Source organism: Mesorhizobium loti, from assembly GCF_013170705.1.
Classification (GTDB): domain Bacteria; phylum Pseudomonadota; class Alphaproteobacteria; order Rhizobiales; family Rhizobiaceae; genus Mesorhizobium; species Mesorhizobium loti_D.
Window position 1 is genome coordinate 1,908,664 of record NZ_CP033334.1, and the last position, 25,233, is coordinate 1,933,896.

The 25,233-nt window shown below is 63.8% G+C and carries 22 protein-coding genes; 15 read left to right on the plus strand and 7 right to left on the minus strand.

Annotated features, from left to right (window positions below):
- Positions 1-159 precede the first annotated feature (159 nt).
- The gene (locus EB815_RS09330; protein WP_056577856.1) at positions 160-1,254 is read left to right on the plus strand and encodes a trypsin-like serine peptidase; all 1,095 of its coding nucleotides are present in this window, start codon (positions 160-162) and stop codon (positions 1,252-1,254) included.
- A gap of 289 nt (positions 1,255-1,543) precedes the next feature.
- Here the strand turns inward: EB815_RS09330 and EB815_RS09335 are convergent, their stop codons facing one another.
- The 3 genes from EB815_RS09335 to EB815_RS09345 form a co-directional block, all read right to left on the minus strand.
- Positions 1,544-2,254 (minus strand): DUF4760 domain-containing protein, encoded by a 711-nt coding sequence (locus EB815_RS09335; RefSeq protein WP_056577854.1) that lies wholly within the window; start codon positions 2,252-2,254, stop codon positions 1,544-1,546.
- Positions 2,251-2,631: a hypothetical protein gene (locus EB815_RS09340; protein ID WP_056577958.1), complete on the minus strand. Its 381-nt coding sequence runs from the start codon at positions 2,629-2,631 to the stop codon at positions 2,251-2,253. Before EB815_RS09340 ends, EB815_RS09335 begins: the two co-directional genes overlap by 4 nt.
- A gap of 118 nt (positions 2,632-2,749) precedes the next feature.
- On the minus strand, positions 2,750-4,951 hold the full coding sequence (locus EB815_RS09345; protein ID WP_056577852.1) for a caspase family protein: 2,202 nt from the start codon (positions 4,949-4,951) through the stop codon (positions 2,750-2,752).
- A gap of 244 nt (positions 4,952-5,195) precedes the next feature.
- Here EB815_RS09345 and EB815_RS09350 point away from each other — a divergent pair, with 244 nt between their 5' ends.
- Positions 5,196-5,600 (plus strand): Fur family transcriptional regulator, encoded by a 405-nt coding sequence (locus EB815_RS09350; RefSeq protein ID WP_056577850.1) that lies wholly within the window; start codon positions 5,196-5,198, stop codon positions 5,598-5,600.
- A gap of 235 nt (positions 5,601-5,835) precedes the next feature.
- On the opposite strand, the gene polA is transcribed toward EB815_RS09350, so the two are convergent.
- Entirely contained in the window at positions 5,836-8,799 is a 2,964-nt protein-coding gene (gene polA, locus EB815_RS09355; protein WP_056577848.1) for a DNA polymerase I, read from the minus strand.
- Positions 8,800-9,220: 421 nt separating this feature from the next.
- Between polA and EB815_RS09360 the strand changes: the two genes are divergently transcribed.
- The 8 genes from EB815_RS09360 (at position 9,221) to EB815_RS09395 (ending at position 16,241) form a co-directional block, all read left to right on the plus strand.
- Complete coding sequence (locus EB815_RS09360; RefSeq protein ID WP_056577846.1) at positions 9,221-10,606, plus strand: M20/M25/M40 family metallo-hydrolase; 1,386 nt, start codon at positions 9,221-9,223, stop codon at positions 10,604-10,606.
- A gap of 77 nt (positions 10,607-10,683) precedes the next feature.
- The gene (locus tag EB815_RS09365) at positions 10,684-11,304 is read left to right on the plus strand and encodes a ribonuclease D (protein ID WP_056577844.1); all 621 of its coding nucleotides are present in this window, start codon (positions 10,684-10,686) and stop codon (positions 11,302-11,304) included.
- A gap of 86 nt (positions 11,305-11,390) precedes the next feature.
- Entirely contained in the window at positions 11,391-11,594 is a 204-nt protein-coding gene (locus EB815_RS09370; RefSeq protein ID WP_056577956.1) for a hypothetical protein, read from the plus strand.
- Between the two features lie 108 nt (positions 11,595-11,702).
- Positions 11,703-11,957: a GlsB/YeaQ/YmgE family stress response membrane protein gene (locus EB815_RS09375; protein ID WP_027056594.1), complete on the plus strand. Its 255-nt coding sequence runs from the start codon at positions 11,703-11,705 to the stop codon at positions 11,955-11,957.
- A gap of 25 nt (positions 11,958-11,982) precedes the next feature.
- A complete protein-coding gene (locus EB815_RS09380; protein ID WP_027031097.1) occupies positions 11,983-12,129 on the plus strand; it encodes a hypothetical protein in 147 nt (48 codons plus the stop codon).
- A 285-nt stretch (positions 12,130-12,414) separates the two neighbouring features.
- Positions 12,415-12,795 carry a hypothetical protein gene (locus EB815_RS09385; protein WP_056577842.1) on the plus strand — a complete coding sequence of 127 codons (381 nt, stop codon included), beginning with the start codon at positions 12,415-12,417 and terminating at the stop codon, positions 12,793-12,795.
- A 353-nt stretch (positions 12,796-13,148) separates the two neighbouring features.
- Positions 13,149-15,407 (plus strand): transglycosylase domain-containing protein, encoded by a 2,259-nt coding sequence (locus tag EB815_RS09390; RefSeq protein WP_056577840.1) that lies wholly within the window; start codon positions 13,149-13,151, stop codon positions 15,405-15,407.
- A gap of 81 nt (positions 15,408-15,488) precedes the next feature.
- Entirely contained in the window at positions 15,489-16,241 is a 753-nt protein-coding gene (locus EB815_RS09395) for an SDR family NAD(P)-dependent oxidoreductase (RefSeq protein ID WP_056577838.1), read from the plus strand.
- A gap of 9 nt (positions 16,242-16,250) precedes the next feature.
- On the opposite strand, the gene EB815_RS09400 is transcribed toward EB815_RS09395, so the two are convergent.
- The gene (locus tag EB815_RS09400) at positions 16,251-17,171 is read right to left on the minus strand and encodes a zinc-binding dehydrogenase (protein ID WP_056577836.1); all 921 of its coding nucleotides are present in this window, start codon (positions 17,169-17,171) and stop codon (positions 16,251-16,253) included.
- A 105-nt stretch (positions 17,172-17,276) separates the two neighbouring features.
- Between EB815_RS09400 and EB815_RS09405 the strand changes: the two genes are divergently transcribed.
- Positions 17,277-18,083, plus strand: coding sequence for an AraC family transcriptional regulator (locus EB815_RS09405; protein ID WP_056577834.1), 807 nt, complete (start codon positions 17,277-17,279; stop codon positions 18,081-18,083).
- On the opposite strand, the gene EB815_RS09410 is transcribed toward EB815_RS09405, so the two are convergent.
- Positions 18,084-19,868: a cation:proton antiporter gene (locus EB815_RS09410; protein WP_056577832.1), complete on the minus strand. Its 1,785-nt coding sequence runs from the start codon at positions 19,866-19,868 to the stop codon at positions 18,084-18,086.
- A 221-nt stretch (positions 19,869-20,089) separates the two neighbouring features.
- Positions 20,090-20,539: a host attachment protein gene (locus EB815_RS09415; protein WP_056577830.1), complete on the minus strand. Its 450-nt coding sequence runs from the start codon at positions 20,537-20,539 to the stop codon at positions 20,090-20,092.
- A gap of 429 nt (positions 20,540-20,968) precedes the next feature.
- Here EB815_RS09415 and cysG point away from each other — a divergent pair, with 429 nt between their 5' ends.
- The 4 genes from cysG to EB815_RS09435 are packed head-to-tail and all read left to right on the plus strand — an operon-like array spanning position 20,969 to position 25,180.
- On the plus strand, positions 20,969-22,435 hold the full coding sequence (gene cysG / locus EB815_RS09420; RefSeq protein WP_056577828.1) for a siroheme synthase CysG: 1,467 nt from the start codon (positions 20,969-20,971) through the stop codon (positions 22,433-22,435).
- A complete protein-coding gene (locus EB815_RS09425) occupies positions 22,432-22,725 on the plus strand; it encodes a DUF2849 domain-containing protein (protein ID WP_056577826.1) in 294 nt (97 codons plus the stop codon). Before cysG ends, EB815_RS09425 begins: the two co-directional genes overlap by 4 nt.
- Positions 22,726-22,770: 45 nt before the next feature.
- Entirely contained in the window at positions 22,771-24,441 is a 1,671-nt protein-coding gene (locus EB815_RS09430) for a nitrite/sulfite reductase (RefSeq protein ID WP_056577824.1), read from the plus strand.
- Positions 24,416-25,180: a phosphoadenylyl-sulfate reductase gene (locus EB815_RS09435; RefSeq protein ID WP_056577822.1), complete on the plus strand. Its 765-nt coding sequence runs from the start codon at positions 24,416-24,418 to the stop codon at positions 25,178-25,180. The genes EB815_RS09430 and EB815_RS09435 overlap by 26 nt, the downstream gene beginning before the upstream one ends.
- Positions 25,181-25,233 lie beyond the last annotated feature (53 nt).

The window sequence follows — 25,233 nt, forward strand, 5'->3', positions numbered from 1 at the left end:
CGTGCAGAATTTTTTTGGCGGGGGCCTTGAAAATGACAGCCTAGAAGAACGCTCGCAGGAGATGCTGGCGAGCAAACTCGTTTTTCCGGCGTCACCACGATCTCGACAATATTTCTGTATTTTTATCCAGCCCTTGCTGACTTTTGGGAGAGTCTCACCATGACAAAACTGACAAACCTCATGATGGTGTCCGCATTGCTTTCCACTGCAATGTGGACGGTCCCGGCTTTCGCCGCCGATCCTGGCTCCGCCAGTGCCGGTAGTGGCGAAAGTATGCGGGATGTATCTTCAGGCGACTTCAAGGCCGGTCGGGCAAAACCGATCACCACGCCGAAGCTTACCGACGAAGACAGCCGCGCCGCGCCGCTTGCTGATGAGGCGACGGCTGTCAAATCCTATGGCATCGTCGGACGGTCCGCCGATGGCAAGGAGATCAAGATCGAGCCGAGCGAAGCTCTGCGCGATCTCATCATCAAGGAGCTGAACGCTCCGGCCAATGGAGCGGATGGGGTCGAGCGCAAGACCGAAGATCCCGGGCTCGGAGAAGGCGAAGCCGGCCGACAGGTTTTCGGCCCTGATGACCGAGAGCAGGTCAGGAACACCAAGACCTATCCGTTCTCGGCAATCGGCTATCTCGAAGCCAAATCGCCAAAGACCGGCAGCTATGGCAGCTGCTCGGCAACGCTGATCGGCCCGCGCACGGTGCTCACCGCGGCGCACTGCCTCTACAGCCATGAGGACAAGGACTGGCTCTCGGAATATCTGTTCGTGCCGGGCCTCAATGGCAGCACTGCCGACGACGCCCCCTTCGGTGCCTTCTCCTATGAAAGCGCCTATGTGCTGCAGGGCTTCATCGACAATTACCAGGGCTATTACGGCTCGGTGATCCCGTGGGACCTGGGCATCATCACGCTGAAGCAGGATGTCGGCACCAACCTTGGCTGGCTTGGCTATGCCAATTATGACGATCTCGGCGACTTCACCGCCAATCTCGTCGGCTACCCCGGCGACAAGCCGATGGGCACGATGTGGAAGACAAGCTGCGAAGTGCGTGCCGAGAACATCGCTCCGGAATATTTCCAGTATGACTGCGATACGTTCCCGGGGTCGAGCGGCAGCTCGGTCTATGCCTATGACACGAACTCCAAGCAGCGCATCATCACCGGCGTCAACGTGGCGGAAAGCCCCGACGCGAATACCGCCGTGCGCCTGAACGCCGCGAACGTCCAGTGGATCAACAGCCTGTATAAATAACACGCGCCCGCGCGGCTGTGAAAAAGAGGCGGCGGGTCAATCCCGTCGCCTCGTGCCGATCGTTCCGCACGGGCTTCTCTTGCACGAGGCAGGCTCGCCAATTACGCGTGGCTTGCCAAGGGGGCGAGGCATCCAGGGGATCAATGCTGGGCGCGTTGATGCTTTCGATGGTTTTTGCCGATCCCGCCCCTGTCGGCGGTGCCTGGGCGGAGCGGGTGCAGTTCCTCTCCAGCCATGGCCAACCAGCAGCAGGCACGCATGAGGCGGACGCTGATCCTGGCTTTTCCCATCACTGTTTGGCTTCAGGCGCCGGTTGCCCATTGCGAACATAAGCCTCGATCGCCGTGGCGAAAGTAGGCGAACCCGCCTTGCGCTGCTTGTCGATATAGCCGGCAAAATAACTCCAGAACGAGACGGCATAATCACGAAAATAGGCATCGGTCACCTTGCGCGAGCACAGGTCGCCATCGACGCAAAAGGACAGACGGTTGAGGAAATAGACGATGCGGTCGAAATTCTCGCCGAAATCGGCGAGCGGCATGTCGCCACCGGAGGCTGTCATCGCCTCGATACCGATGCGTTGCCGGAAAACCTGTTCTTCCGTCGGCGAGGGGTTGGCGCTGAGCAGATTGTCGTATTTGGCGTTGAGGGCGGAGAGACGATCTTTCAAGGCCCGCTGCGCCTGCTGGTAGTCCTTGGTTTCCCAGAGCTCGACCAGCGACATGGTCTGTTCGACGCGCTTCTGTTCCTGGTTGGCCAGGAACTGGTAGACCGAGAATGCCAGGGTGAAGATGATGGCGAAACGCACCAGCATGCCCGACCAGGCATAGACGAGCATGCGCCAGTCGCGATCGGTAAAGGGATTGCTCTCCTTCTTGATCTCATGGCTGCTTGGCCAGGGGAAACCTTCCGTGGTCTCCGGCAGCGTCTGCTTCGCCTCCGGCGCCTTGGCGGGCGCGGCCGCCTGTGTCTGTTTCGTCGTGCCCCCCGGCTTCTTCATTTGCAGCTGTCCAGTTCGATGGTGGCGGAGGGATCAAGCACGATGCCGGGCGCCTCAAGCTGCTTTTTCAGGCATGCGAGCTGCGGGCGCGAAACAATGAACTGCACGTCCGGCTCCGCCGGCGCCTTGTTGGGCGACGGCAAGGCTTCGACCACGCCACGTGAGGCGCAGCTCGAGAGATCGACCACCACCGCGTCACTGCTGGTCTTGGCGAACTGGTCGTACTGGTCGAGGAAGCACGTTGCCAGTTCCGAATTGATGATCACCTGCTTGGCGCAGAGGCCACAGCTGTCCTGGGCAGAGGCATTGGCAATCAGCAACAGGCCGCCGGCAAGTCCGGCAACCGTTCCGCGCCAGGAGAAAATAGACTTCGTCACAATCGATCCTATCTGCTTCATCCTGCCGCTGGGCTCTTGGGTTGCGGCTGGGAATGTTCTCATATCGCGCCAATCACGCAAGAGCCGGCACCAGGGCCGTGCGGCCCGGCGGCGGAGCTCAGGCGCGCGGCACCGTCTCCATCGGGAAGATCATCACCGCGCCCTTCGGGCCGCCCTTGTCGGCAAGCCGCATCACCGAGCGGGTCGGCGGCGCCATGCCGATATCGGCGAGCATGTCGGAGAAGCTGGCGGGACCGAGGCCGCGCGTTATCGACGTGACGCCCTCCTGTGCCAGGAAGCTCAGATCTTCCTTTTCGCTTTCCGGCGGCGCCTCGGTCAGCACCGCGATCATCCGCTCCATGCCGAAGCTGGTGTCGGTGAAGGCGAGCAGCCCTTCCTCCAGCGTGGCCCGCGGCGCGAGGCGCTCGGCGACGATGTGGGTGATCGAATAGTCGCTGCCGACATAGAGCACGTTGATGTCGACCAGTTGGTCCGAGCTGTTTTTGGCCAGCACATGCACTTCATCGCCGGGCGAGACGCGCGGCACCACCGACGCCTGCAGCGGCTCCAGGCCATCCTTGTCAAGGCGTTTGACCTGGAACTGGACGTCGACGTCCTCGGGCTTGTAGTCGGAGGCCGCCGCCAGCCGCGAAAGGCCGGTGGCGCGGAAGATGGTGCGCAAATTCCTGGTCGTGGCGTCGACCAGCTTCTGGCGGTCGTCCCGATGGATGATGACCAGCGGCGGCTTGCCGCCGTCCTTCAAGGTCACGTCACCGGACGCCGGCAGGAACCACAGCGCCGGTTTGCCGGTGGCGTCCCCGGCGGCGCCTGCAATGGCGTTCTCGCGCATCACGGCGAAGCGCAACTCGGCGCTCTTGCCGGGATCGACCAGCTCTATATTGAAGCCGGTTTCCTTGGCCGCGGCCAGTTCGTCCAGAACCGAATTGACCAGCGTGGTTTCCTTCTCCAGCTCCTTGGCCGCGGCCGGCCGCGCGACGGTGAGCTTGTAGTCGACGGCGATCTCCGCCACCCGCGCATAGGCGTTGGCGGGAATGTCGGCGAGCTTCAGCGCAGGCTTGTTCTCGAACTCGACCGGCTTGACCTGGCTCTCCAGGTTCTTTGCCGACCGCACTTCGAGATAGCCGACCGCGTCGGACAGCGACGACAGTGCCGAGGGCAGGATGGCAAGCTTGCTGCCGGGCGTCAGGCGATGCAGCAGCCCGGCGCCGATCGTCGCCTCACCGTCCTTGACGACGATGGGCCACTGCATGACCGCTTCTGTCTTGTCGGTGCCGAAGACGCGCGCGTCGAGTTCGCCCTCGAACAGCGGCGTCGGCCGGGTGCGGCTGTCGGCGGAATATTGCTGCAGAACGGCCTGGCCAAGCTGGCGGTAGGTGACGTTGGGGTTTTCGGCGAGCTTCGACAGGATGGTGAAGGTGAAAAGGCCAAAGCGTGGCGCGTCCGCCGTACCCTTGGGCAGCGGCATCTCCGGCGTCGTCTCCACCGTCTGAGCGGCGTAGAAGGCGACCAGCTTGCCCTTGGTGATCGGCTCGGCGCCGGTCGGCGTCAGGTTGAAGGCGGGCTTGCGCGTGCCATTCTCGTCAAGGCCGCGCGATGCGCTTGCGACCGTGTCCTCATAGGTCTTGACGGCCGCCGCCCTTGCGGCCTCGTCGCCGCCGACCAGATCGGCGAATTCGACCTTGCGCTCCAACTCGTCATCGACCTCGACGGCACGGGTCGCGGTGCCGGAATGGCAGCAGTCGAACACGGCCCAGACAAACGCGCCCTTGTCGCGGATGGCGTCGAGCGCGTCGCCGATCTCATTGTCGACCAGCGCGTTCGGCACGCCGGCGTCGCGGTTGACCCACTTCTCGATGTCGACCGGCAGGAAAATCTCGTCGAGCCCGTCGGTCTCGTCGCCCTTGACCATTTCAGGCTGCTGGGCACCGTGGCCCGACAGATGCAGATAGACGAAGTCGTCGCGCTGAACCTTGGCCGCAAGGTCGGCGAGTGCCGCCTTGATCGCCGCATGGGTCGGCAGTCCTTTGGCGCCGGGCACATCCTTGGCAAGCAGAGTGACGTTCTCCGGCGCGAACCGCACCGGGTCCGGCACGTTTTTCAGCAGATACTCGTGCACCAGGCCGGCATCGTTCTTCGGCCCGATCAGCCAGTTCCTCTGCGGCAAGGCAGGATATTCGGTGCAAGCCACCAGCAGCGCATGATAGGTGCGCGATGCCGCAAGGGCCCGGAACGAAACCGTAGCGGCCGCTATCAGCGCGGACGTGCCGACAAGCAGCGTCCGGCGTGTCAATTTGATCATATTGCTTCCCCAAGCCCGATCGAATTTCCCAAGCGAGATTACCCTCGTCGAGGATTTTGTCAGTATTTTGAATGTTGCCGCTGATCAGGCCTGCCATAATCAAATGTGCCGGAACGCCGTCGATTGGTCCCGGACAACAACAGAAGAGTAGCAAAGACGACGGTTCGTCGCTATTTGAATGGGATCGGGCCGTTTGCACCGGCAAACAGCCTGGGGATGGCGCAGAACAAGTTGGAACAGGACCATGGCCGCGAGGGATGTGCTGACGAAAAACCAGTTGTGCGTGCTCGAGAAGCTCGAGACCGCCAGCGGGCCGCTCAGCGCCTATACCTTGCTCGACCAGTTGCGTGAGCGCGGCTTCCGCGCGCCGCTGCAGGTCTATCGCGCGCTCGACACGCTGGTGAAGTCCGGCTTTGTGCACCGGCTGGAAAGCATCAATTCCTTCGTTGCCTGCGCCGAGCCGCATGACCACAGTCATTCGATGACCGCTTTCGCGATCTGCGACACGTGCGGGCAGGTGACCGAAATGTCGGATCACGACGTCGACCACCGGCTGAACGAATGGGTCAGTTCGACGGGCTTTGCCGCGAAGAAGGCGGTGATCGAGTTTCGTGGCGTGTGTGCGAAGTGCCGGGCCGAGGCTGCCTGAAGTCTAGTCAGTGATAAGAAAATCTTCGATGCTGGAGGGGCAGCCCCTCTGTCCTGCCGGACATCTCCCCCCTCAAGTGGGGAGATCAGCTGTCGTTTCTGCCTTCGCCAATTACCCTATGCTGAAATAAAAGCGCTGCCCGCGAAGATGCCGATCTCCCCCTGTGGGGGAGATGCCCGGCAGGGCAGAGGGATGTGAAGGAACGCGACCTGGTGGCCGCGGGCGCCTCACAGCCTCAATGAGCCTCGTCCCAGTTGTTGGCGGCCCGCGCGTCGACGTGCAGCGGTACTGACATTGACACCGCGGGCATCGCCGCGTTCTCCATGACGTGGCGCACGACGGGGATCGTCGTGTCGACTTCCGCTTCGACCGTTTCGAAGATCAGTTCGTCATGCACCTGCAGGAGCATGCGGGCCGACAGTTTGGCCTTCTCCAGCGCTTCCTCCATGCGCACCATGGCGCGGCGGATGATGTCGGCGGCGGTGCCTTGCAGGCGGGCGTTGATCGAGGCGCGCTCGTTGAAAGCACGCAGCGACGGGTTGGACGAGCGGATATCGGGATAATGGATGCGGCGGCCGAAGATCGTTTCGACGAAGCCGTGCTCGCGGGCATAGGCCTTGGTCTCCTCGATGTAATCGCGGATGCCAGGGAAGCGCTCGAAGTACTTCTTGATATAGTTGCTGGCTTCCTCACGCGGGATCGACAGCTGGTTGGCGAGGCCGAAGGCCGAGATACCGTAGATGATGCCGAAATTGATCGCCTTGGCGCGGCGGCGTATCTCGGAAGGCATGCCGTCCACGGGAACGTTGAACATTTCCGATGCGGTGATGGCGTGGATATCGGCGCCATCGGCGAAAGCCTGCCGCAGCTGCGGGATCTCGGCGACATGGGCAAGCACGCGCAGTTCGATCTGGCTGTAATCAGCCGAGACCAGCCGGTTGCCCTTGTCGGCGATAAAGGCGGTCCTGATCTTGCGGCCTTCGGCGGTGCGCACCGGAATGTTCTGCAGGTTCGGGTCGGATGATGACAACCGCCCGGTCGTCGTCGCGGCCAGCGCGTAGGAGGTGTGGACGCGTTTTGTGTCGGGGTGGATGAAGCCGGGCAGCGCATCGGTATAGGTCGATTTCAGCTTGGTGAGCTGGCGCCAGTCGACGATCTTGCGCGGCAATTCGTGGCCCTCGGCGGCAAGGTCTTCCAGCAGCTGCGCCGAGGTCGACCATTGCCCGGTTTTGGTCTTGGAGCCGCCGGGCAGGCCCATGCGGCCGAACAGGATGTCGCCGAGCTGCTTGGGCGAGCCGATGTTGATGCGTTCGCCGATGAGCTGGTAGATTTCCTCTTCGAGCCGGGCGGCACCTTGCGCCAATTCGCCCGACAGCCTGGACAGGATCTGCCTGTCGACCGAGATGCCGCGCTGTTCCATCCGCGCCAGCACCGGCACCAGCGGCCGCTCCAGCCGCTCATAGACCGAGACCAGGCCCTTGGCGGCAAGCCGGGGCTTCAGCACCAGCCAGAGGCGCAGCGTCACGTCGGCGTCCTCGGCGGCGTGCGCGGTCGCCTTGTCGATGTCGACCTGGTCGAAACCGACCGAGCTCTTGCCGGAGCCGGTGACGTCCTTGAGCTGGAGCGGGGTGTGGCCAAGCCATTTCTCGGCCAGCGCGTCCATGCCGTGGCCATGCGGGGTGCCGGCGTCGAGCACATAGGAGATCAGCATGGTGTCGTCGAACGGCGCGACGTCGATGCCGTAGCGGCTCGTGATGACCAGGTCGTATTTCAGGTTCTGCGCGATCTTGAGGACCGATTTGTCCTCGAGCAGCGGTTTCAGCACCGCCAGCGCCTCGCGAAGCGGGATCTGGTTCTCGAGCGTGCCGCCGCCGAGCAGGTCACCATTGCCGCTTTTGTGGGCGAACGGAATGTAGCCGGCGTGGCCGGGCGCCGTGGCTATCGCCATGCCGATCAGTTCGGCCTGCATGGGATCGGCCGATGTCGCCCTGACGTCGAAGGCGGCGACGCCGGCCTCCCGCGCCTCTGCGACCCATGCCTTCAAGGTCGAGATATCGCGAATGCAGGTGTAGGCCGAGGTGTCGATCTTGCGGGTTGCCGCGCGCTCCAGCCGCAAGGCCGAGAGCAGGGAAGGGGTATCGCCTTGCTTCGCGACGTCCGTCGCGGGCGCCGTTGCGTCCTCGGCTTGACCTGGCCCCGTGGCGGCACCGCTCCGGGCCATAACCGGCGATCCGGCGCCCACATCGGGGCCATGTGCGTTGTCGGCGCGCTCGACGGTCACCGCGACGGCCTGGACGTCGCCGGCCTCGGTGCCGGTCGCTTCCGCCACGCGGCGGGTCAGCGAGGTGAATTCCATTGTCTTCAAGAAGCCGATCAGCTTCGGCCCGTCGGGCGCGTGGAGGACGAAATCGTCCAACCCCTCGGCCACCGGCACGTCGTTCTTCAGCGTCACCAATTGGCGTGAGATCAGCGCCTTGTCGGTATTGGCGATGATCGATTCGCGCCTCTTTTCCTGCTTGATCTCGCCGGCACGGGCCAACAGGCCATCGAGGTCGCCGAACTGCTCCAGCAACTGCGCCGCCGTCTTCGGCCCGATGCCGGGCACGCCAGGCACATTGTCGACCGAGTCGCCGGTCAACGCCTGCAGATCGACCATCTTTTCCGGCGGCACGCCCCATTTCTCGATGACCTCGGGAATGCCGATCTGGCGATCCTTCATCGGGTCGTACATGCCGACCGTATCGCCGACCAGCTGCATCAGGTCCTTGTCGGAGGAGATGATGGTGGTGTCTCCGCCGGCTTCGCATGCCAGCCGGCAATAGGTGGCGATCAGATCGTCGGCCTCGAAGCCTTCCATCTCGATGCATGGCAGGTTGAACGCCTTGGTCGCCTGGCGGATCAGGCCGAATTGCGGGATCAGGTCCTCGGGCGGCGCCGAACGGTTGGCCTTGTATTCGGGGTAGAGATCGTTGCGGAAGGTTTTGGAGGAATAGTCGAAGATGACCGCGAGATGCGTCGGCACGATGCCTACATCGGTGTTGCGGGCATCCTGCATCAGCTTCCACAGCATGTTGCAGAAACCGGAAACAGCGCCGACCGGCAGGCCGTCGGATTTGCGGGTCAGCGGCGGCAGGGCGTGATAGGCCCGGAAGATGTAGCCGGAACCGTCGATGAGGAAGAGATGGTCGCCTTTTTTCATGCCGGCAGGGATAGCGCGGCGCGATGGCTTGGTCCATGCCAAAGACATCGGCGGATATCGGTTCCGTCAACACCCTGACAGATTGGCTTATAAAGCTCCCCTCACGGGCACGTTACAAAAGTGTAACGTTGATGCCCTTGAATCGCCACCTTCACAGACCCAAATACACCTCATCGGCAGTTTTCGCCGAAGTCCGGAGCAAGGCCCGTCCCCCGCCTATCCCGGGCACCTGCGGCAGCCTATCCCCCCTCTCCGGGCTGCCGCATCGTTTCGAGTATGAGGCCGCCGTGGTTCCCCCTCCACCACGGCGGTCTTTTTTTGCCTTGCGGCGGCTGTTGCGGGCCGTGGTCCAATGGTCCCGGGCTTTTCGTTTCGCCGCTCTGCCTTTACGGTTCCGGCACTGAATCGAAAGGCTTGCCAAATGTCCGCAGTTTCCCCCGTCCTCGACCGCCTCGACCAGAATCTCGACCAGAGCCTGGAACGCCTGTTCGGCCTGCTCAGGATCAAGTCGATCTCCACCGATCCCGCCTATGCCGCCGACTGCCATAAGGCGGCGGAATGGCTGGTGGCGGAGCTCAAGCTGATCGGCTTCGATGCCAGCGTGCGCGACACTCCAGGACATCCGATGGTGGTCGCGCATCATGACGGGCCGGCTGGTTCGCCGCATGTGTTGTTCTATGGCCATTACGACGTGCAGCCGGTCGATCCGATCGAACTCTGGGAAAACGATCCGTTCGCGCCAGCGATCAAGGAGGTTGGACCCGACCACAAGGTGATCACAGGGCGTGGCTCGGCCGACGACAAGGGCCAGTTGATGACTTTTGTCGAGGCTTGCCGCGCCTGGAAGCAGGTGCATGGCAATCTGCCGTGTCGTATCACCATCCTGTTCGAGGGTGAGGAGGAATCGGGCTCGCCGTCGCTGAAACCGTTCCTCGAAGCCAACGCCGAAGAGCTCAAGGCCGACTTCGCGCTGGTCTGCGATACCGGCATGTGGAACCGCGATACGCCGTCGATCTGCGTGGCACTGCGCGGGCTGGTCGGCGAGGAGATCACGGTGAAGGCCGCGGACCGCGACCTGCATTCGGGGCTCTATGGCGGTGCCGCCGCCAACCCGATCCGCATCCTGGCCAGGGTGCTGGCCGACATCCACGACAAGGATGGCCACATCACCATTCCGGGTTTCTATGACGGTGTCGAGGAGACGCCTTCGCAGGTGCTGAAATCCTGGGAGACGCTGGGCGAGACGGCCGAGACCTTCCTTGGACCCGTTGGCCTGTCCATCCCGTCCGGCGAAAAGGGCCGCTCGGTGCTGGAATTGACCTGGGCGCGGCCGACAGCCGAGTTCAACGGCATCATTGGCGGCTACACCGGCAAGGGGTTCAAGACAGTGATCGCGGCTGAGGCCTCCGCCAAGGTGTCGTTCCGCCTCGTCCACAAGCAGGATCCCAAGAAAATCCGCGCCGCCTTCCAGAAATTCGTCGAGGAGCGAATTCCGGCCGACTGCTCGGTAGAATTCCATCCGCATGGCGGCTCGCCGGCAATCCAGCTTTCCTACGACTCGCCTTTCCTGGCCAAGGCCAAGGATGCGCTGTCCGACGAATGGCCCAAGCCCGCGGTGACGACCGGCAGCGGCGGCTCTATTCCCGTGGTCGGCGACTTCCAGACCTATCTCGGCATGGAATCGCTGCTGGTCGGGTTCGGCCTCGACGACGACCGCATCCACTCGCCCAACGAGAAATACGAGTTGAGCTCCTTCCACAAGGGGCAGCGCTCCTGGGCCCGCATTTTGGACGCGCTGACGCGCTGAGCGCGGAAAAGTCGTTTTCCTGTTGATTTTTCACCGGATCGCGGCGAGGACGGGATACGCCGCGACCGGAGAAGACAATGGCCGACATCCGTTTCCACAAGCATGATCTGCCCGACCTCATGCATTACAATGTCGGGGCAGTGGCCATCGACACCGAGACGCTGGGGCTGAACCCGCATCGCGACCGGCTCTGCGTGGTGCAGATTTCGCCTGGCGACGGCAGCGCCGACGTCATCCAGATCGCACCCGGCCAGAAGAAGGCGCCGAACCTCGTCAGCCTGCTCAGGAACCGCGGCGTGACGAAGCTGTTCCACTACGGGCGCTTCGATCTCGCCGTGCTTTACAATGCCTTCGGGGTGATGCCTGAGCCGGTGTTCTGCACCAAGATCGCGTCGCGGCTGACACGCACCTATACCGACCGGCACGGGTTGAAGGACATCTGCTTCGAGTTGCTCGGCGTCGGCCTGTCCAAGGCGCAGCAATCATCGGACTGGGCGGCCGAGACGCTGTCTCCCGAACAGCTCGAATATGCCGCTTCCGACGTGCTCTATCTGCACCGGCTGCGCGACGTGCTGGCCGGGCGGCTGGCGCGCGATGGGCGGGCCAAGGAAGCCGATGCCTGCTTCCGCTTCCTGCCGACTCGGGCCAAGCTTGACCTGATGGGCTGGGACGAAGAGGATATCTTCGCACACAGCTGACCGCCTTCGCGACGATCCGCGCCTGACGGACGGTTGGGAACCAGATGCCGGCCGTGGCGTTCTGTGGGCTGAAAAAGGGGGACGAAATGGTGGACAGGAAGCCGATATCGACCGCGCCGACCGATGGCTCCAAGGTCACCATCACCTGGAAGGACGGCGACGGCGTTCTCAACGAATCCATCGGGCAATACCGCGATGACGGCTGGTGGGTCTATACCGACAGCCATACGCAAAAGAAGGTCGAGCCGACCAGCTGGCGGCCGACTTCCGGCGACGACAACGATCAATGAGCGCCGCTGGCGGGGCCAGCTGCTTTCGAATAGCCTGAAGCCGTTGATATCGGGGCCGATTCGGAGCCTTCCGCTCCGCGCTCGCCCTCTTGCTCGGAGGAAATCGCCATGGGCGTCGAAAGCCTTCTCGTCTTCATCATCATTGGTGCCATTGCCGGCTGGCTTGCCGGTCTCATCGTTTCCGGTTTCGGCTTCGGCCTGATCGGCAACATCATCGTCGGCATCGTCGGCGCCTTCATCGCCGGCTGGCTGTTCCCGCGGATCGGTTTCTCCATAGGCGGCGGCATCATCGCTTCCATCATCCATGCCACGATCGGCGCCATCATCCTTTTGGTGCTGGTCAAGGTTCTGAAGCGAGCCTGAGGCTCGAAACGACAAAGGGCGCGCCGTGAAACAGAACACACTCTACCTCCTCATTGGCGCGCTCGTTGTCGTCGTCATCGCGCTTGGCGCCTATGTCTACCGCGAGCAGACGAAGCCGAAAGGCGTCGAGCTCAAGATCGACGACAAGGGCATTTCGATCCAGCAGAACTGAGCCAGCCGCCGATTTGGGATGCGTCATGCCGCTTGATTTCCGGATGGCGGGCAGACTCGATCGAGGAGGGCGATGACCTGCGAGGAGCGGACGCTGGCCTTTTTCGCGCTGCCGTCGATGCGCGGTGGCGTTGAAAATTGCCGGCAAGGCGGGGCCGTTGCTTCGGCGTAGTGCCGGAGGCGTGATCAAACCCCGATATGGAATTAGATGACGGATCGGCGCTTCGGCGCTATGATGTCGACACAGGGCGTTTGGGGTCAACCAACCTATTGCTAGGAGGTTGCCATGAAACACCAAACACTGGACCAGCTGCATGCAGTGGCCGAGGTCAACAAACAGCCGGTAATGAGCCGAACCCAACGTCTCGTACGTTGGGCCGAGCTTCTTGAACGTGAGCCCAGCCGGCTGCTTACCGCGCTTGCAGGGACCGAATACCGTGCGCCGCCCGAGCGCGATGTCATGCGAGGCGATGACTCGCCGATAGCGGTTGCCTTCACGGACCCGATATTGCACGACGAAGGTCTGAAAGACGACAGCTATGGTGAAGCCAAGCGCTTCTTCGAACTGACCGACCACCAACTGCACGAGATCGTCTGCTACTGCCATGTCGGCGAGGTTATGCAATCGTCCAGGGCAGCGCTCTCGGTTCGTGCCGCGATCGGCTGACGCATGTCCACCAGGTGATCACCTGGTGCCGGGTGATTTAGGGCGCGATCGAACGCGAAGTTGCAACCATTGCGATCGCGCCCTAACGAGGAACATGTCCGCGACCGCTTGGCTCGCGGTCGGGGGCGGCTTGGGCTTGGCGCCCCAGAAAAAAATGCCCCGCCAGGATTGTTCTGTCGCGGCGGGCCGGTTGCCAGCGCCAAAATCAGGACCTCGAACCTAGCGCCGACTGCCGGACCCCAGGCATTTGATTATCAATCGCCTTGAATTTTTCCGACTTAACCCGCCCTTAAATCGCCGCATCTACTCTTCAACTCGGACGCCATTGGCCCCGGGGATATCAAGCACAGCGCATGGCGAACCGCAGAGACAGCCGCATCGAGCCCAGTTTCGAGGGACCGCCACAGGCGCGATCCCAGCCGGGTCTTTCGGTGAGCGAGGAGGACCGCGTCGTGCCAAGCAACCGCAAAGCCTCCGCCAAACGCAAATCGTCGAAGGCGAAATCGTCGCGCGGTGGGCGTGGCAGAAGCCGGCGCGGCCTGTTCGGCGTGCTTGGCCGGCTGTTCTACTGGTGCTTCGTGCTCGCCATCTGGGGCGGCATCGCGGTGGCCGGCGTCGTCATCTACTACGGCGCCAAGATGCCGGCGGCCACGACCTGGTCGATCCCCGACCGCGCTCCCAACATCAAGATTGTTTCGGCCGATGGTCAGTTGCTCGCCAATCGCGGCATGAGCGGCGGTGAAGCCGTCGGCCTGCACGAAATGTCGCCCTATATTCCAGAAGCCGTCATCGCCATCGAGGATCGCCGGTTCTATTCGCATTTCGGTGTCGACCCGATCGGCCTGTCGCGCGCCATGGTGACGAACCTGCTCGGCGGGCATTTCTCGCAAGGCGGCTCGACGCTGACGCAGCAATTGGCGAAAAACCTGTTCCTCAAGCCCGACCGCACACTGGAGCGTAAGGTGCAGGAGGTGCTGCTGGCGCTGTGGCTGGAGCACAAGCACACCAAGGACCAGATCCTCGAAATGTACCTCAACCGGGTTTATTTCGGCTCCGGCGCCTATGGCGTGGAAGCGGCTTCGCGCCGCTATTTCGGCAAGAGCGCGCGCGACGTCACCCTGTCGGAAGCAGCCCTGCTGGCCGGCTTGCTGAAAGCACCGTCGCGGTTGTCGCCGGCGCGCGATCCGAAGGCCGCCGAGGAGCGTTCGCAACTGGTACTCGCCGCCATGCGCGAGGAGGGCAAGATCAGCGACAAGGAGCTGAAGACGGCGCTCAGCGCGCCGGCGACGCGCTCGCCGTCCTACTGGACGGGCTCGGAAAACTATGTCGCCGACGCCATCATGGAAGAACTGCCCGACCTGATCGGCGATGTTCGCGGCGATATCGTCATCGATTCTACCGTCGACCTGAACCTGCAGAAACTTGCCGAGCAATCGATCCGCAAACTGATCGACGACAGCGGCAAGAAGCTCAACGTCACCCAGGGCGCGCTGGTGTCGATCGACGATTCCGGCGCGGTGCGTGCCATGGTCGGCGGCTATGACTATTCGACCAGCCAGTTCGACCGCGCCTCGGAAGCGCGCCGCCAGCCCGGCTCGGCGTTCAAGCCGTTTGTCTATATGGCCGCCCTTGAGGCGGGCCGCACGCCCGACAGTGTGCGCAACGACGCGCCGATCAAGATCGGCAATTGGACACCCGACAATTACGGCGGCAAGTACTTTGGCAAGGTGACACTGGCGACGGCTCTGGCCAAATCGCTGAACTCGGTCGCCGCGCAGCTGACGATGGAGGTCGGGCCGAACGCGGTGGTCGAGGCCGCGCACCGCATGGGCATCCAGTCCGATTTGCAGGCCAACACCTCGATTGCGCTCGGCACTTCGGAAGTGACGCCGCTTGAGTTGACCTCGGCCTATGTGCCGTTCGCCAATGGCGGCTACAAGCCGGACATCCATTTCATCCGCCGCATCACCACCGCCGAGGGCAAGGTGCTCTATGACAGCGGTGGCGGCAACGCGCCGCGTGTCGTCAAGCCCGAGATCGTCGGCATGATGAATTCGATGATGATGGGCACGGTCGAGTTCGGCTCGGCAAAGAAGGCGGCCTTCGCCTGGCCGTCGGCCGGCAAGACCGGCACCAGCCAGAATTCGCGCGATGCCTGGTTCGTCGGCTACACCGCCAATCTCACCACCGGCGTGTGGTTCGGCAATGACGACGGCACGGCGATGAAGAAGGTGACCGGTGGTGCTCTGCCGGCGCAGGCCTGGCATGAGTTCATGGTCGCCGCGCATGAAGGCGTACCGGTACGGCCGCTGCCCGGCACCTGGAAGTCGACGCCGGCCGATACGATCGTGCCCGACGACATACCTTCGGCCGACAACAACCAGCAGGCGCCGGTTCCGTCGGTATCCGTTGGCCAGCAGGCGCCGGCCGCGCAGCCGGCGGCGCCGGCCCGCGTGGCGCGGCCTGCCCAGACCGTCGATGCCGACGGCTTCAACATGCCCGCGGACGACGGCACCACCGCTTCGGTGGGCCATCCCGTGCCGCCAGGCAGCGTCGGCGGCCCGCTCAAGAAGCGGCAGACCTCGATCCTGGATATTCTTGGCGGCGGCTGAGACTGTCTTCCCTAGCGGCGTCAATCCGCCTCTCGCCAGCGCCACGGTGTTCGGCTACATCTCCGGCCCGGAGACCGTGACATGGCTGAACCCGACACCAGAAAAACCATCGTGCTGACCGGCGCCAGCCGCGGCATCGGCCACGCCACGGTCAAGCGCTTTTCGCGCGAGGGCTGGCGCGTCATCACCTGTTCGCGGCAAGCCTTTGCCGAGGATTGTCCCTGGCCTGCCGGCCCGGAAGACCACATCAAGGTCGATCTCGCCGACCAGGAAGATGTAGGCATTGCCGTCTCGGAAATCCGCCACCGGCTGGAAGCGCATGGCGGCCAGCTGCATGCCCTGGTCAACAATGCCGGCATCTCGCCCAAGCTCAAGGACGGCAACAGCCGCATGAACTCGATCGACACGCCGATGCATGTCTGGCGCGACGTCTTCCAGGTCAATTTCTTCGCGCCGATCATGCTGGCGCGCGGCCTGTTCAAGGAACTGGCGGCGGCCAAGGGCTCGATCGTCAACGTCACCTCGATCGCCGGCACGCGCGTGCATCCTTTTGCCGGCACCGCCTATGCAACCTCAAAGGCGGCCCTCGGCTCGCTGACGCGCGAGATGGCGCATGATTTCGGCCCGCACGGCATCCGCGTCAACGCCATCGCGCCGGGCGAGATCGACACCGCGATCCTGTCGCCGGGCACGGACAAGATCGTCGAGACCATTCCGCTCAGACGCCTCGGCACCACGGCCGAGGTCGCGGACATCATCTTCTTCCTGTGCTCGCAGCAGGCCTCCTATGTGACCGGCTCGGAAATCCACATCAATGGTGGCCAGCACGTGTGAGGCGGGTGCTCATCCCGCGATGTTGAGAACGGCCTTGCCGCTGAAGCTGCGCTGCCGTAGGGCGTCCTGGGCCTGAGCGATATCAGTCCACGGCACGGTCAGGGCGACACGGGTTTCCAGCCGGCCAGCCGCGACCAGGGCGAGCAGCGTGGCGATATCGGCGCCGATGCCCGAGCCGGATGTGTAGTAGGCGAAGGTCTGAAGCCTCGCTCCCTCGTGGCCAGGAACGAATTGGCGGAAGCCAACCGGGGTGAGTTCGCCACTGCTCGAGCCGAACATGACGATGGTCCCGCCGGGTGCGACGCGTTCGATCGCGTGGGCGAGGCTTTCGCCGCCGACCGCTTCGGTGATCAGCGCGAAAGGGCCTTCGGCCAGTTCGATCGCCTCGACCACCTGCTCGGCGCCGAGATCGCGGAGATCCCCTGCATGCCGGGCGGCTGCGATCGCGGTCACCGAGGCGCCTTGTTCGCGGGCGATCTGGATCTGGAACCGGCCGACCGCGCCGCTCGCGCCGGTGATCAGCACCTTCAGGCCAGCGAGATCGCCGCCATGGCGCAGCGTCCTCAGCGCCGTCGTGCCCGCCACCGGAAGCGTGGCCGCCGAGACGAAGCCGATCTCATCGGGCAGGACGGCGAGACGGTCGGTCGGAACGGCGACACGTTCGGCCCAGCCGGCTTCGTCGACCAAGGCCACGACCCTTGTGCCCACGGCCGGCCCGGAGCCATCGGCCGCCGCCCGCTCCACGATCCCAACGACGTCCTGGCCAGGTATCCAGCCGTTCGGGCGTATGGTCAGCAGGCGCAGTTCGCCGCGGTTCAACGAGGTCGCGTGGACGGCGATAAGAGCTTCGTTCGCGCAGGGGGGTGGCTCGTTCACCTCGGTAAGTTTCAATCTGGCTGCGTTGTCGGAACAGACGGTGAGCGCGAGCATGGGGTACACCTTTGCCAATTGCGGCGAGAACGACCCCGAGCCTACCGATTTGCGCGATCGAATAATCTAGATATAAAATCAATCAATCGCTAAAAATAGGCAATCATGAGACAACCTCTGAGCTACCCATGGCTCGATTTCGATGTCGATGACGTTCTTGCTCCGGCGATCGCCGTGCGCGTCGACGTAACCGAGACCAAGGCCGAGGTGTCGCAGCATTGGCACCGCAAGGGGCAACTCGTCTTCGCGCTCGGCGGTGGCGTCACCTGCCGCGTTCCCAGTGGCCTCTGGATGGTGCCGCCACATTGCGGCGTGTGGGTGCCAAGCCGCATGCAGCACAGCAACATCGCGACGGCCAATGCGCGGATTTTCTTCGTTTACATCGAGCCCGGTGCTGCCGAACTGCCGGATCGGTGCTGCACGCTTTCGATCTCGCCGCTGCTGCGCGAGCTCATCATCGAACTGTCCGACTGCGCGCCTGACGACGCGAGGTGCGCTTTCCTGGGAAAGGTCCTGCTCGCCGAACTGCCCGATATGCCGGGCCAGCAATTGCATCTGCCCCTATCTTCCGAGCCGCGCTTGCGGCAGATCGCCGAAGCGTTGGCGGACGATCCGGCTGACCGCAGCACGCTGGCGGAGTGGGCCAACCGCGTCGCACTCAGCGAGAGCAGTCTTGCTCGTCTCGTCGTAAAGGAGACTGGCTTAAGTTTCGGCCGCTGGCGCCAGCAATTGCATTTGATCGTTGCGATAAGGGAGCTGGCTTCCGGGGCAAGCGTTCAGCGGGTTTCGGGCGATCTGGGCTATGAGTCCGTCACCGCCTTCATTACCATGTTCAAAAAGGCGCTCGGCAAGCCTCCCGCACGGTATCTCAGCAGCATCGCACGGAATGGCGGGTCTGCATTCGCTGCCTGATCAGGCGGCGGACGGTTCAGTCGCGAATGGCTTGTGACCGAGCACCTCTTCCACGATTCCGCGCGCGATCTCCCGTTCGCCCATGATCACCGTGTCGGCGCCGAGCCCTTTGAGATGCTCGACCTCGGCATCGGAATGGGCGCGGGCGACGACGTTGATGCCGGGTTTGGCGGCGCGCGCGCGCAGAACGATCTGGCCGGCTTCGAACGCGTTGGGGATGGCGAGGATCAGCCGGCTGGCGCCTTCGGGATTGGCGGCAGCGAACACTTCGGCGTTGGCCGCATTTCCGGCGACGGTTTCGATGCCGTCGGCTTTCAGCCTGGCCAGCGTCTTGTCGGCGTCCTCGATGACGAGGAAGGGCAGCGCAGCGTCTTTCAGTGCGGCACCGACAAGGCTGCCGACACGGCCGTAGCCGATCAGGATGGCATGGCCGGCAAGTGTCGTCCTCGGCGGCGGGCCGTCTTCCTTCCTGGAGGCGGCGGCGACCGAAGCCACCTGGCCTGGTTCCGTCGCCGGGCCGACCGGCTTTGCGTCCGCCGATGGTGTCGTCTTGGCGGCGCGGGCTTCCAGCCAAGGTCTCATCCAGTCGATGATCAGGAACATCAGCGGGTTGAGCACGATCGACAGGATGGCGCCGGCCAGGATCAGGTCACGGCCTTGCTCGGGCAGAAGTTTCAGCCCGACGCCGAGCTCGGCCAGGATGAAGGAGAATTCGCCGATCTGGGCAAGGCTTGCCGAAATCATCAGGGCCGTGGCGACGGGATAGCCGAAGGCGACGACGATGACGAACGCGGCCAGCGACTTGCCGATGACGATGATGGCCAGCGTCGCCAGGATCGGCAGGCCGTTGCTGATCAGGCTGAATGGGTCGAACAGCATGCCGACCGAGACGAAGAACAGCACCGAGAAGGCATCGCGTAGCGGCAGCGATTCCTCCGCCGCGCGGTGGCTGAGTTCGGATTCGCTCATGATCATGCCGGCGAAGAAGGCGCCAAGCGCCAGCGAGACGCCGAACAGTTTTGCCGCGCCGAAGGCGACGCCGAGCGCTATTGCGAGTACGGAGAGACGGAACAGTTCGCGAGACCCGGTATGGGCCACGTAGTGCAAGATCCAGGGAATGACCCGGCGGCCGACCACCAGCATGACGACGACGAAGGCGGCGACCTTGGCCAGCGTCATGCCGACGATGCCCCAGATGCCGTAGCTGGCCGGCAACGACAGCAGGCCGCTGACATGGGCTTCGGCCTGTTCCTGGCCACCCAGCACGCCGGCAAGGGCAGGCAGCAGCACCAGCGCCAGCACCATGGCCAGATCCTCGACGATCAGCCAGCCGACGGCGATGCGGCCGCGCTCGGTCTCGATAAGCCGGCGCTCCTGAAGCGCGCGCAGCAGCACCACGGTCGAGGCGACCGACAGCGCGAGGCCGAACACGAGGCCCGCTCCCATCGACCAGCCGAGCATCCAGGACAGCCCGGTGCCGAGCGCCGTGGCGAAGCCGATCTGGACGATGGCGCCGGGTACGGCGATGGCGCGCACCGACAGCAGGTCCTTGAGCGAGAAATGCAGGCCGACGCCGAACATCAGCAGGATGACGCCGATTTCTGCCAGTTCATTGGCAAGGCCGGCATCGGCGACGAAACCGGGCGTGTTCGGCCCGACCAGCACGCCGGCTATGAGATAACCGACCAGCGGTGGAATTCGGAACCGATTGGCCAGAGCCCCGAAGACGAAAGCCAGCCCCAGACCGGCGACGATGGTGGCGATAAGGGGCGTGTCATGCGGCATTGTCTATGGAGCGCCTTTCAAGCTAGCGATGTCGGATGTGCGCCGCCCGAAGCCGTCGCCTGTTTTGCAATATGGTGGAAGGGGTGACGTTGATGCAACCCGCAGGCCGCGAAAATCGACGGTGCGGCGGCAAATACTCGGCCGGCGGCTGAAAAGCAGCCGGCCTGCGGGACGTCCCGCAATGTTGTCGCCCCGGTGTCGTGCTAGTCGGCCGCCGGCGATCAGGCGGCCCGCAGCAAGGCCTCGATCTCGAATATGGCGTGGTTGGTCAGCGTCTTGGGAATTTCGGCGGTCACTTTGCCCTCGACCTCCTTGTGCAATTTCTTGCGCATGGTCCCGAGCACCATTGGCGGTGCGACAAGGACGATCTCGTCGAACGCCCCGCCATGCGAGAGCTTGTAGAGCCGGGCGGCAATGTCATCGGCGAAGCGCTCCTTGCCAATCCGATGCCAGTCCGTCTCCTCGACGGCGCTGCGATGCACGGACGGGCCGTCATTGTACCGGCCTGGACTGTCGGTCCCTTGTTCGCGGGTAGGCGGATTGTCCTGCTCCATCATCTGCACGACCTCCAGGTTGGGAAACTTGTTGTCGCCGATATTCTTGAGGAAGAGCGCTTTTTCGCCATCGGCCACCATGATCCAGATGCCGTGCTTCAGCTTGATCGTGCCCATGATGACGGGTTCCTTTCCCTGCTGTGTCACGCCCTGCGCGGCACCCCGCCGCGGTTTCGGTTTTGGATAGCGGACGAGACGGGAACGCCTTGCGAAGCGGTAATGTTCCCGCCGCCAAGGTCACTTGAACGCGTGCTGCCCGAGGCCGGAGGTCGATGATCGTCGGCCGGCGGCTTTAATCTACTAAATTGGTAGAAATTAGAAAAAACTGTTTTGCGCGACGGCGGGCCGGCGGCTAAAAAGACCTGAAATCAAGGCCTGCCTCAGCCGCTTGAGTTCGCCCATACAAAGGATGTGGAATATTTTTCTCCTGCCTTTCGCGGTTGCGAAAAAGCGATTGCCTGCCATCACAGGATGCGCGAGTGCTTTGCTTCTGGTTTTTCGCGCCCGGGCGTAAAACTGCGACACTGTTCCCGGATTGCTTTTCACATGCCGCAGGCCAATGCCAAGCTCAATGCCTTCCCCGTCTTCGTGCGGGTCGAGGGCGAAGCCGTGGCCATCGTCGGCGGCGGTGAGGAGGCCTTGGCCAAAGCACGGCTGATCGGACAGTCGAGCGCAGTCTTGCGCATCATCACCGAGAACGCCGAGCCGGAACTGCTTGCCTTCATCGCTCAGTCCGGCGCCAGCCATGTCGCGGCGGCTTACGATGCCTCGCAGCTCGACGGCGCGGTCATGGTGTTTGCCGCCAGCGGCGACGAGACGCTCGACCGCCGCGTCGCCGCCGACGCGCGCAAACTGGGCATTCCTGTCAATGCCGTCGATCGGCCGGAGCTCTGCGATTTCTTCACCCCGGCCCTGGTCAACCGCGCGCCGGTCGCCATCGCCATCGGCACCGAGGGTGCGGGCCCGGTGCTGGCCCAGATGCTGCGTGGCCGCATCGACCAGATGCTGTCGCCGTCGCTTGGATCGCTGGCGACGCTTGCCGCTTCACTGCGTGGCGCCGCCGAGACATTGCTGCCGAAAGGCAATGCCCGCCGCCGCTTCTGGAGCAGTTTTTTCCAGGGTGCGCCTGCCCATGCGGTGGAAGCCGGCCAGCTGTCGCGGGCGCATGACGCCGCCGTGGATCTTCTGTTGTCGAACGCGCCGGCTTCGGGTCACATCGCCCTGGTGGGCGCCGGTCCGGGCGCCGAGGACCTTCTGACGCTGCGGGCGCACCGCCTGCTGATGGAGGCCGACGTCATCGTCCATGACGCGCTGGTGCCGGAGGCGGTGGTTGCGATGGGCCGCCGCGATGCCGAGCGCTTGGGCGTCGGCAAGCGCAAGGGCTGCCACACCAAGAGCCAGGCCGAAATCAATGCGCTGCTGGTCGAACTTGGCCGGCAGGGCAAGCGTGTCGTGCGGCTGAAGTCGGGCGATCCGCTGGTCTTCGGCCGGGCCGGCGAGGAAATGGCGGCGCTGCGCGATGCCGGCATCGCCTATGAGGTGGTTCCCGGTGTCACCGCCGCCTTTGCCGCCGCCGCCGATTTCGAACTGCCGCTCACCTTGCGCGGGGTGTCCTCGTCGATGGTGTTCACCACCGGCCACGACCTCAAGGGCAATTCGCTGCCCGACTGGGCCAAGCTTGCGATTTCCGGCGCCACCGTTGCCGTCTATATGGGCCGCTCGGTCGCGGCCGAAGTCGCCGGCCGCCTGATCGAGGCCGGTCTGTCGCCGGACACGGCGGTCGCCGTGGTCGAGAATGCCAGCCTTGCCAATCGGCGCCGGTTCCACGGCACGCTGGCCGACCTGCCGTCGCTGGAAGCGCGCGGCGATCTTTCCGGGCCGGTCATGACCATTATCGGCGATGCCGTCGCCGGCGCCAATTTCGAACGGTCCGAGCCGCTCGCGGCACACAGGCACGAAGATTTGGGGCACGAAAGTGCGGCAACAGCCGCCACCGAGAGAGTTCAGCCATGAAGATACTGACCGCCAACCGCCTGACCGATGGCATCGCCGTCTGGTATGCCGATGGCCGCTGGGCCGAGACGGTGCGCCACGCCGACCTTGCCCATGACAAGGCGGCCGAGGACCGCCTGGAGGCGATCGGCGCCAAGGCCTATGCCGACAATGAAGTGGTCGACGTCAATCTGATCGACGCGGACGTCGTCGACGGCGTGGTCGAGCCGGTGCGATTGCGCGAGAAGATCCGCGCCGCCGGGCCGACCATTCGCGGCGATCTCGGCAAGCAGGCCGAGCGGGCCGCATAGCCAGGATTTAGATGAAACGGGCGGACGCGCCCTGAAAGACAAAGCATGTACCGTTACGATGAGTTCGACCACGATTTTGTCCAGGCCCGCGTCGCCGAGTTCAGCGACCAGGTCCAGCGCCGGCTGTCCGGTGAGATCACAGAGGACCAGTTCCGGCCGTTGAGGCTGATGAACGGCGTCTACCTGCAACTGCACGCCTACATGCTGCGCATCGCGGTGCCCTATGGCACGCTGAACAGCAAGCAGTTGCGCATGCTTGGCCACATCGCGCGCAAGTACGACAAGGGCTACGGCCATTTCACCACGCGCCAGAATATCCAGTTCAACTGGCCGGCGCTGTCGGACATTCCGGCGATCCTGGCCGATCTGGCAAGCGTCGAGATGCATGCCATCCAGACCAGCGGCAACTGCATCCGCAACGTTACCGCCGATCATTTCGCCGGTGCCGCGGCCGACGAAGCCGCCGATCCGCGCCCCTATGCGGAAATCCTGCGGCAATGGTCGTCGGTGCATCCGGAATTCTCGTTCCTGCCCCGGAAATTCAAGATCGCGGTGACGGGCGCCGAACGCGACCGCGCCGCCATCCAGACGCATGACATCGGCCTGCACCTGAAGAAGAATGCTGCCGGCGAGCTGGGCTTTGCCGTCTATATCGGTGGCGGCCAGGGCCGGACACCGATGGTGGCAAGGAAGATCCGCGACTTCCTGCCGGAAGCCGACCTGCTGTCCTACTGCACGGCGATCCTGCGCGTTTACAACCTCTATGGCCGCCGCGACAACAAGTACAAGGCGCGCATCAAGATCCTCGTCCACGAGACCGGCGTCGATGAGATCACCCGTCAGGTCGAGGCCGAGTGGCAGGAGTTGAAGGACGCCGAGCTGAAGCTGCCGGACGCCGACATCCGTGCCATCGAAGCCTATTTCGCGCCACCGGAACTGACCGAGCGGCCGGAAGGTGATGCCGCCGTCAAGCTGGCGCGTCTCGATTCCAAGGGTTTCTCGGAATGGCTCGACCAGAACGTGGTGACGCACCGCCATCCAGACTACGCGGCGGTGACGATCTCGCTCAAGGGCATCGGCGAGGTGCCGGGCGATGCGTCGGACAGCCAGATGGAAGCGGTCGCCGACATCGCTGAAAAATACGCCTTCGACGAGCTGCGCGTCAGCCATGAGCAAAACCTGATCCTGCCGCATGTGGCGCGCGCCGACCTCAAGGCGGTCTATGACGCGCTGGTCGATATCGGGCTGGCGACGGCCAATTCCAATTTGATATCGGACATCATCGCGTGCCCCGGCCTCGACTATTGCGCGCTGGCCACTGCACGCTCGATCCCGATCGCGCAGGAAATCTCGCAACGCTTTGCCTCCCTGGAACGGCAGCGCGAAATCGGTGAGTTGAAGCTGAAGATCTCCGGCTGCATCAATGCCTGCGGCCACCACCATGTCGGCCATATCGGCATCCTCGGCGTCGAGAAGAAGGGCTCCGAACTCTATCAGGTGACGCTGGGCGGCTCGGCCGACGAGAACACGTCGGTCGGCGAGATCATCGGCCGGGGCTTTTCATCGGAAGAGATCACCGACGCCATCGAGCAGATCGTCGAGACCTATCTCGGCCTTCGGCTCAACCCACAGGAAAAGTTCATCGACGCCTACCGCCGTGTCGGTCCCGCGCCGTTCAAGGAGGCGCTCTATGCTGGCGAAGCCAAGGCCGCTTGACCGTATCGCCGCTGTCGATGACGGCGTCGCCGCCAAGGCGGCGGGGTTCGATGCGCTTTACGGTCATCTGAAGCCGCTCGAGATCATCGAACGCTCGGTTCGCGAACTGTTTCACGACGAGATCGCCGCCGTGTCGTCGTTCGGCGCGGATTCGGCTGTGTTGCTGCACATGATCGCCGAGGTCGACCGGTCGCTGCCCGTCATCTTCCTCGATACCGGCAAGCATTTCGAGGAGACGCTCGGCTACCGCGACGCGCTCGTCGCCGATTTCGGGCTGACCAACATCCAGGTGATCAAGCCCGAGGAAGCCGCACTGGAGCGGATCGACCCGACAGGCAATCTGCACCAGAGCAACACCGATGCCTGCTGCGACGTGCGCAAGGTCGAGCCCTTGGCGCGCGGCGTGGCACCGTTCCGGGCCTGGTTGACCGGGCGCAAGCGCTTCCAGGCCTCGACGCGGGCGGCGCTGCCGGTGTTCGAGGCGGTCGGCGCGCGCATCCGCATCAATCCGCTGGCGCACTGGACGACATCGGACCAGGCTGAATACATGCGGGCGCACGCGCTGCGCGAAAATCCGCTGGTCGCCTATGGCTATCTGTCGATCGGCTGCTTTCCGTGCACGCAGCCGGTACAGCCGGGCGAGGACGCGCGCAGCGGCCGCTGGGTGGGTCACGCCAAGACCGAGTGCGGCATTCACCTGTCGGGGCTGGAGAAGTCGCTGACCGACGCATCCCTGTAGGATATGCTGATAATCAGGTGAGGCTGGCCTTCCAGGCTTCCCGTGCTTCCGGT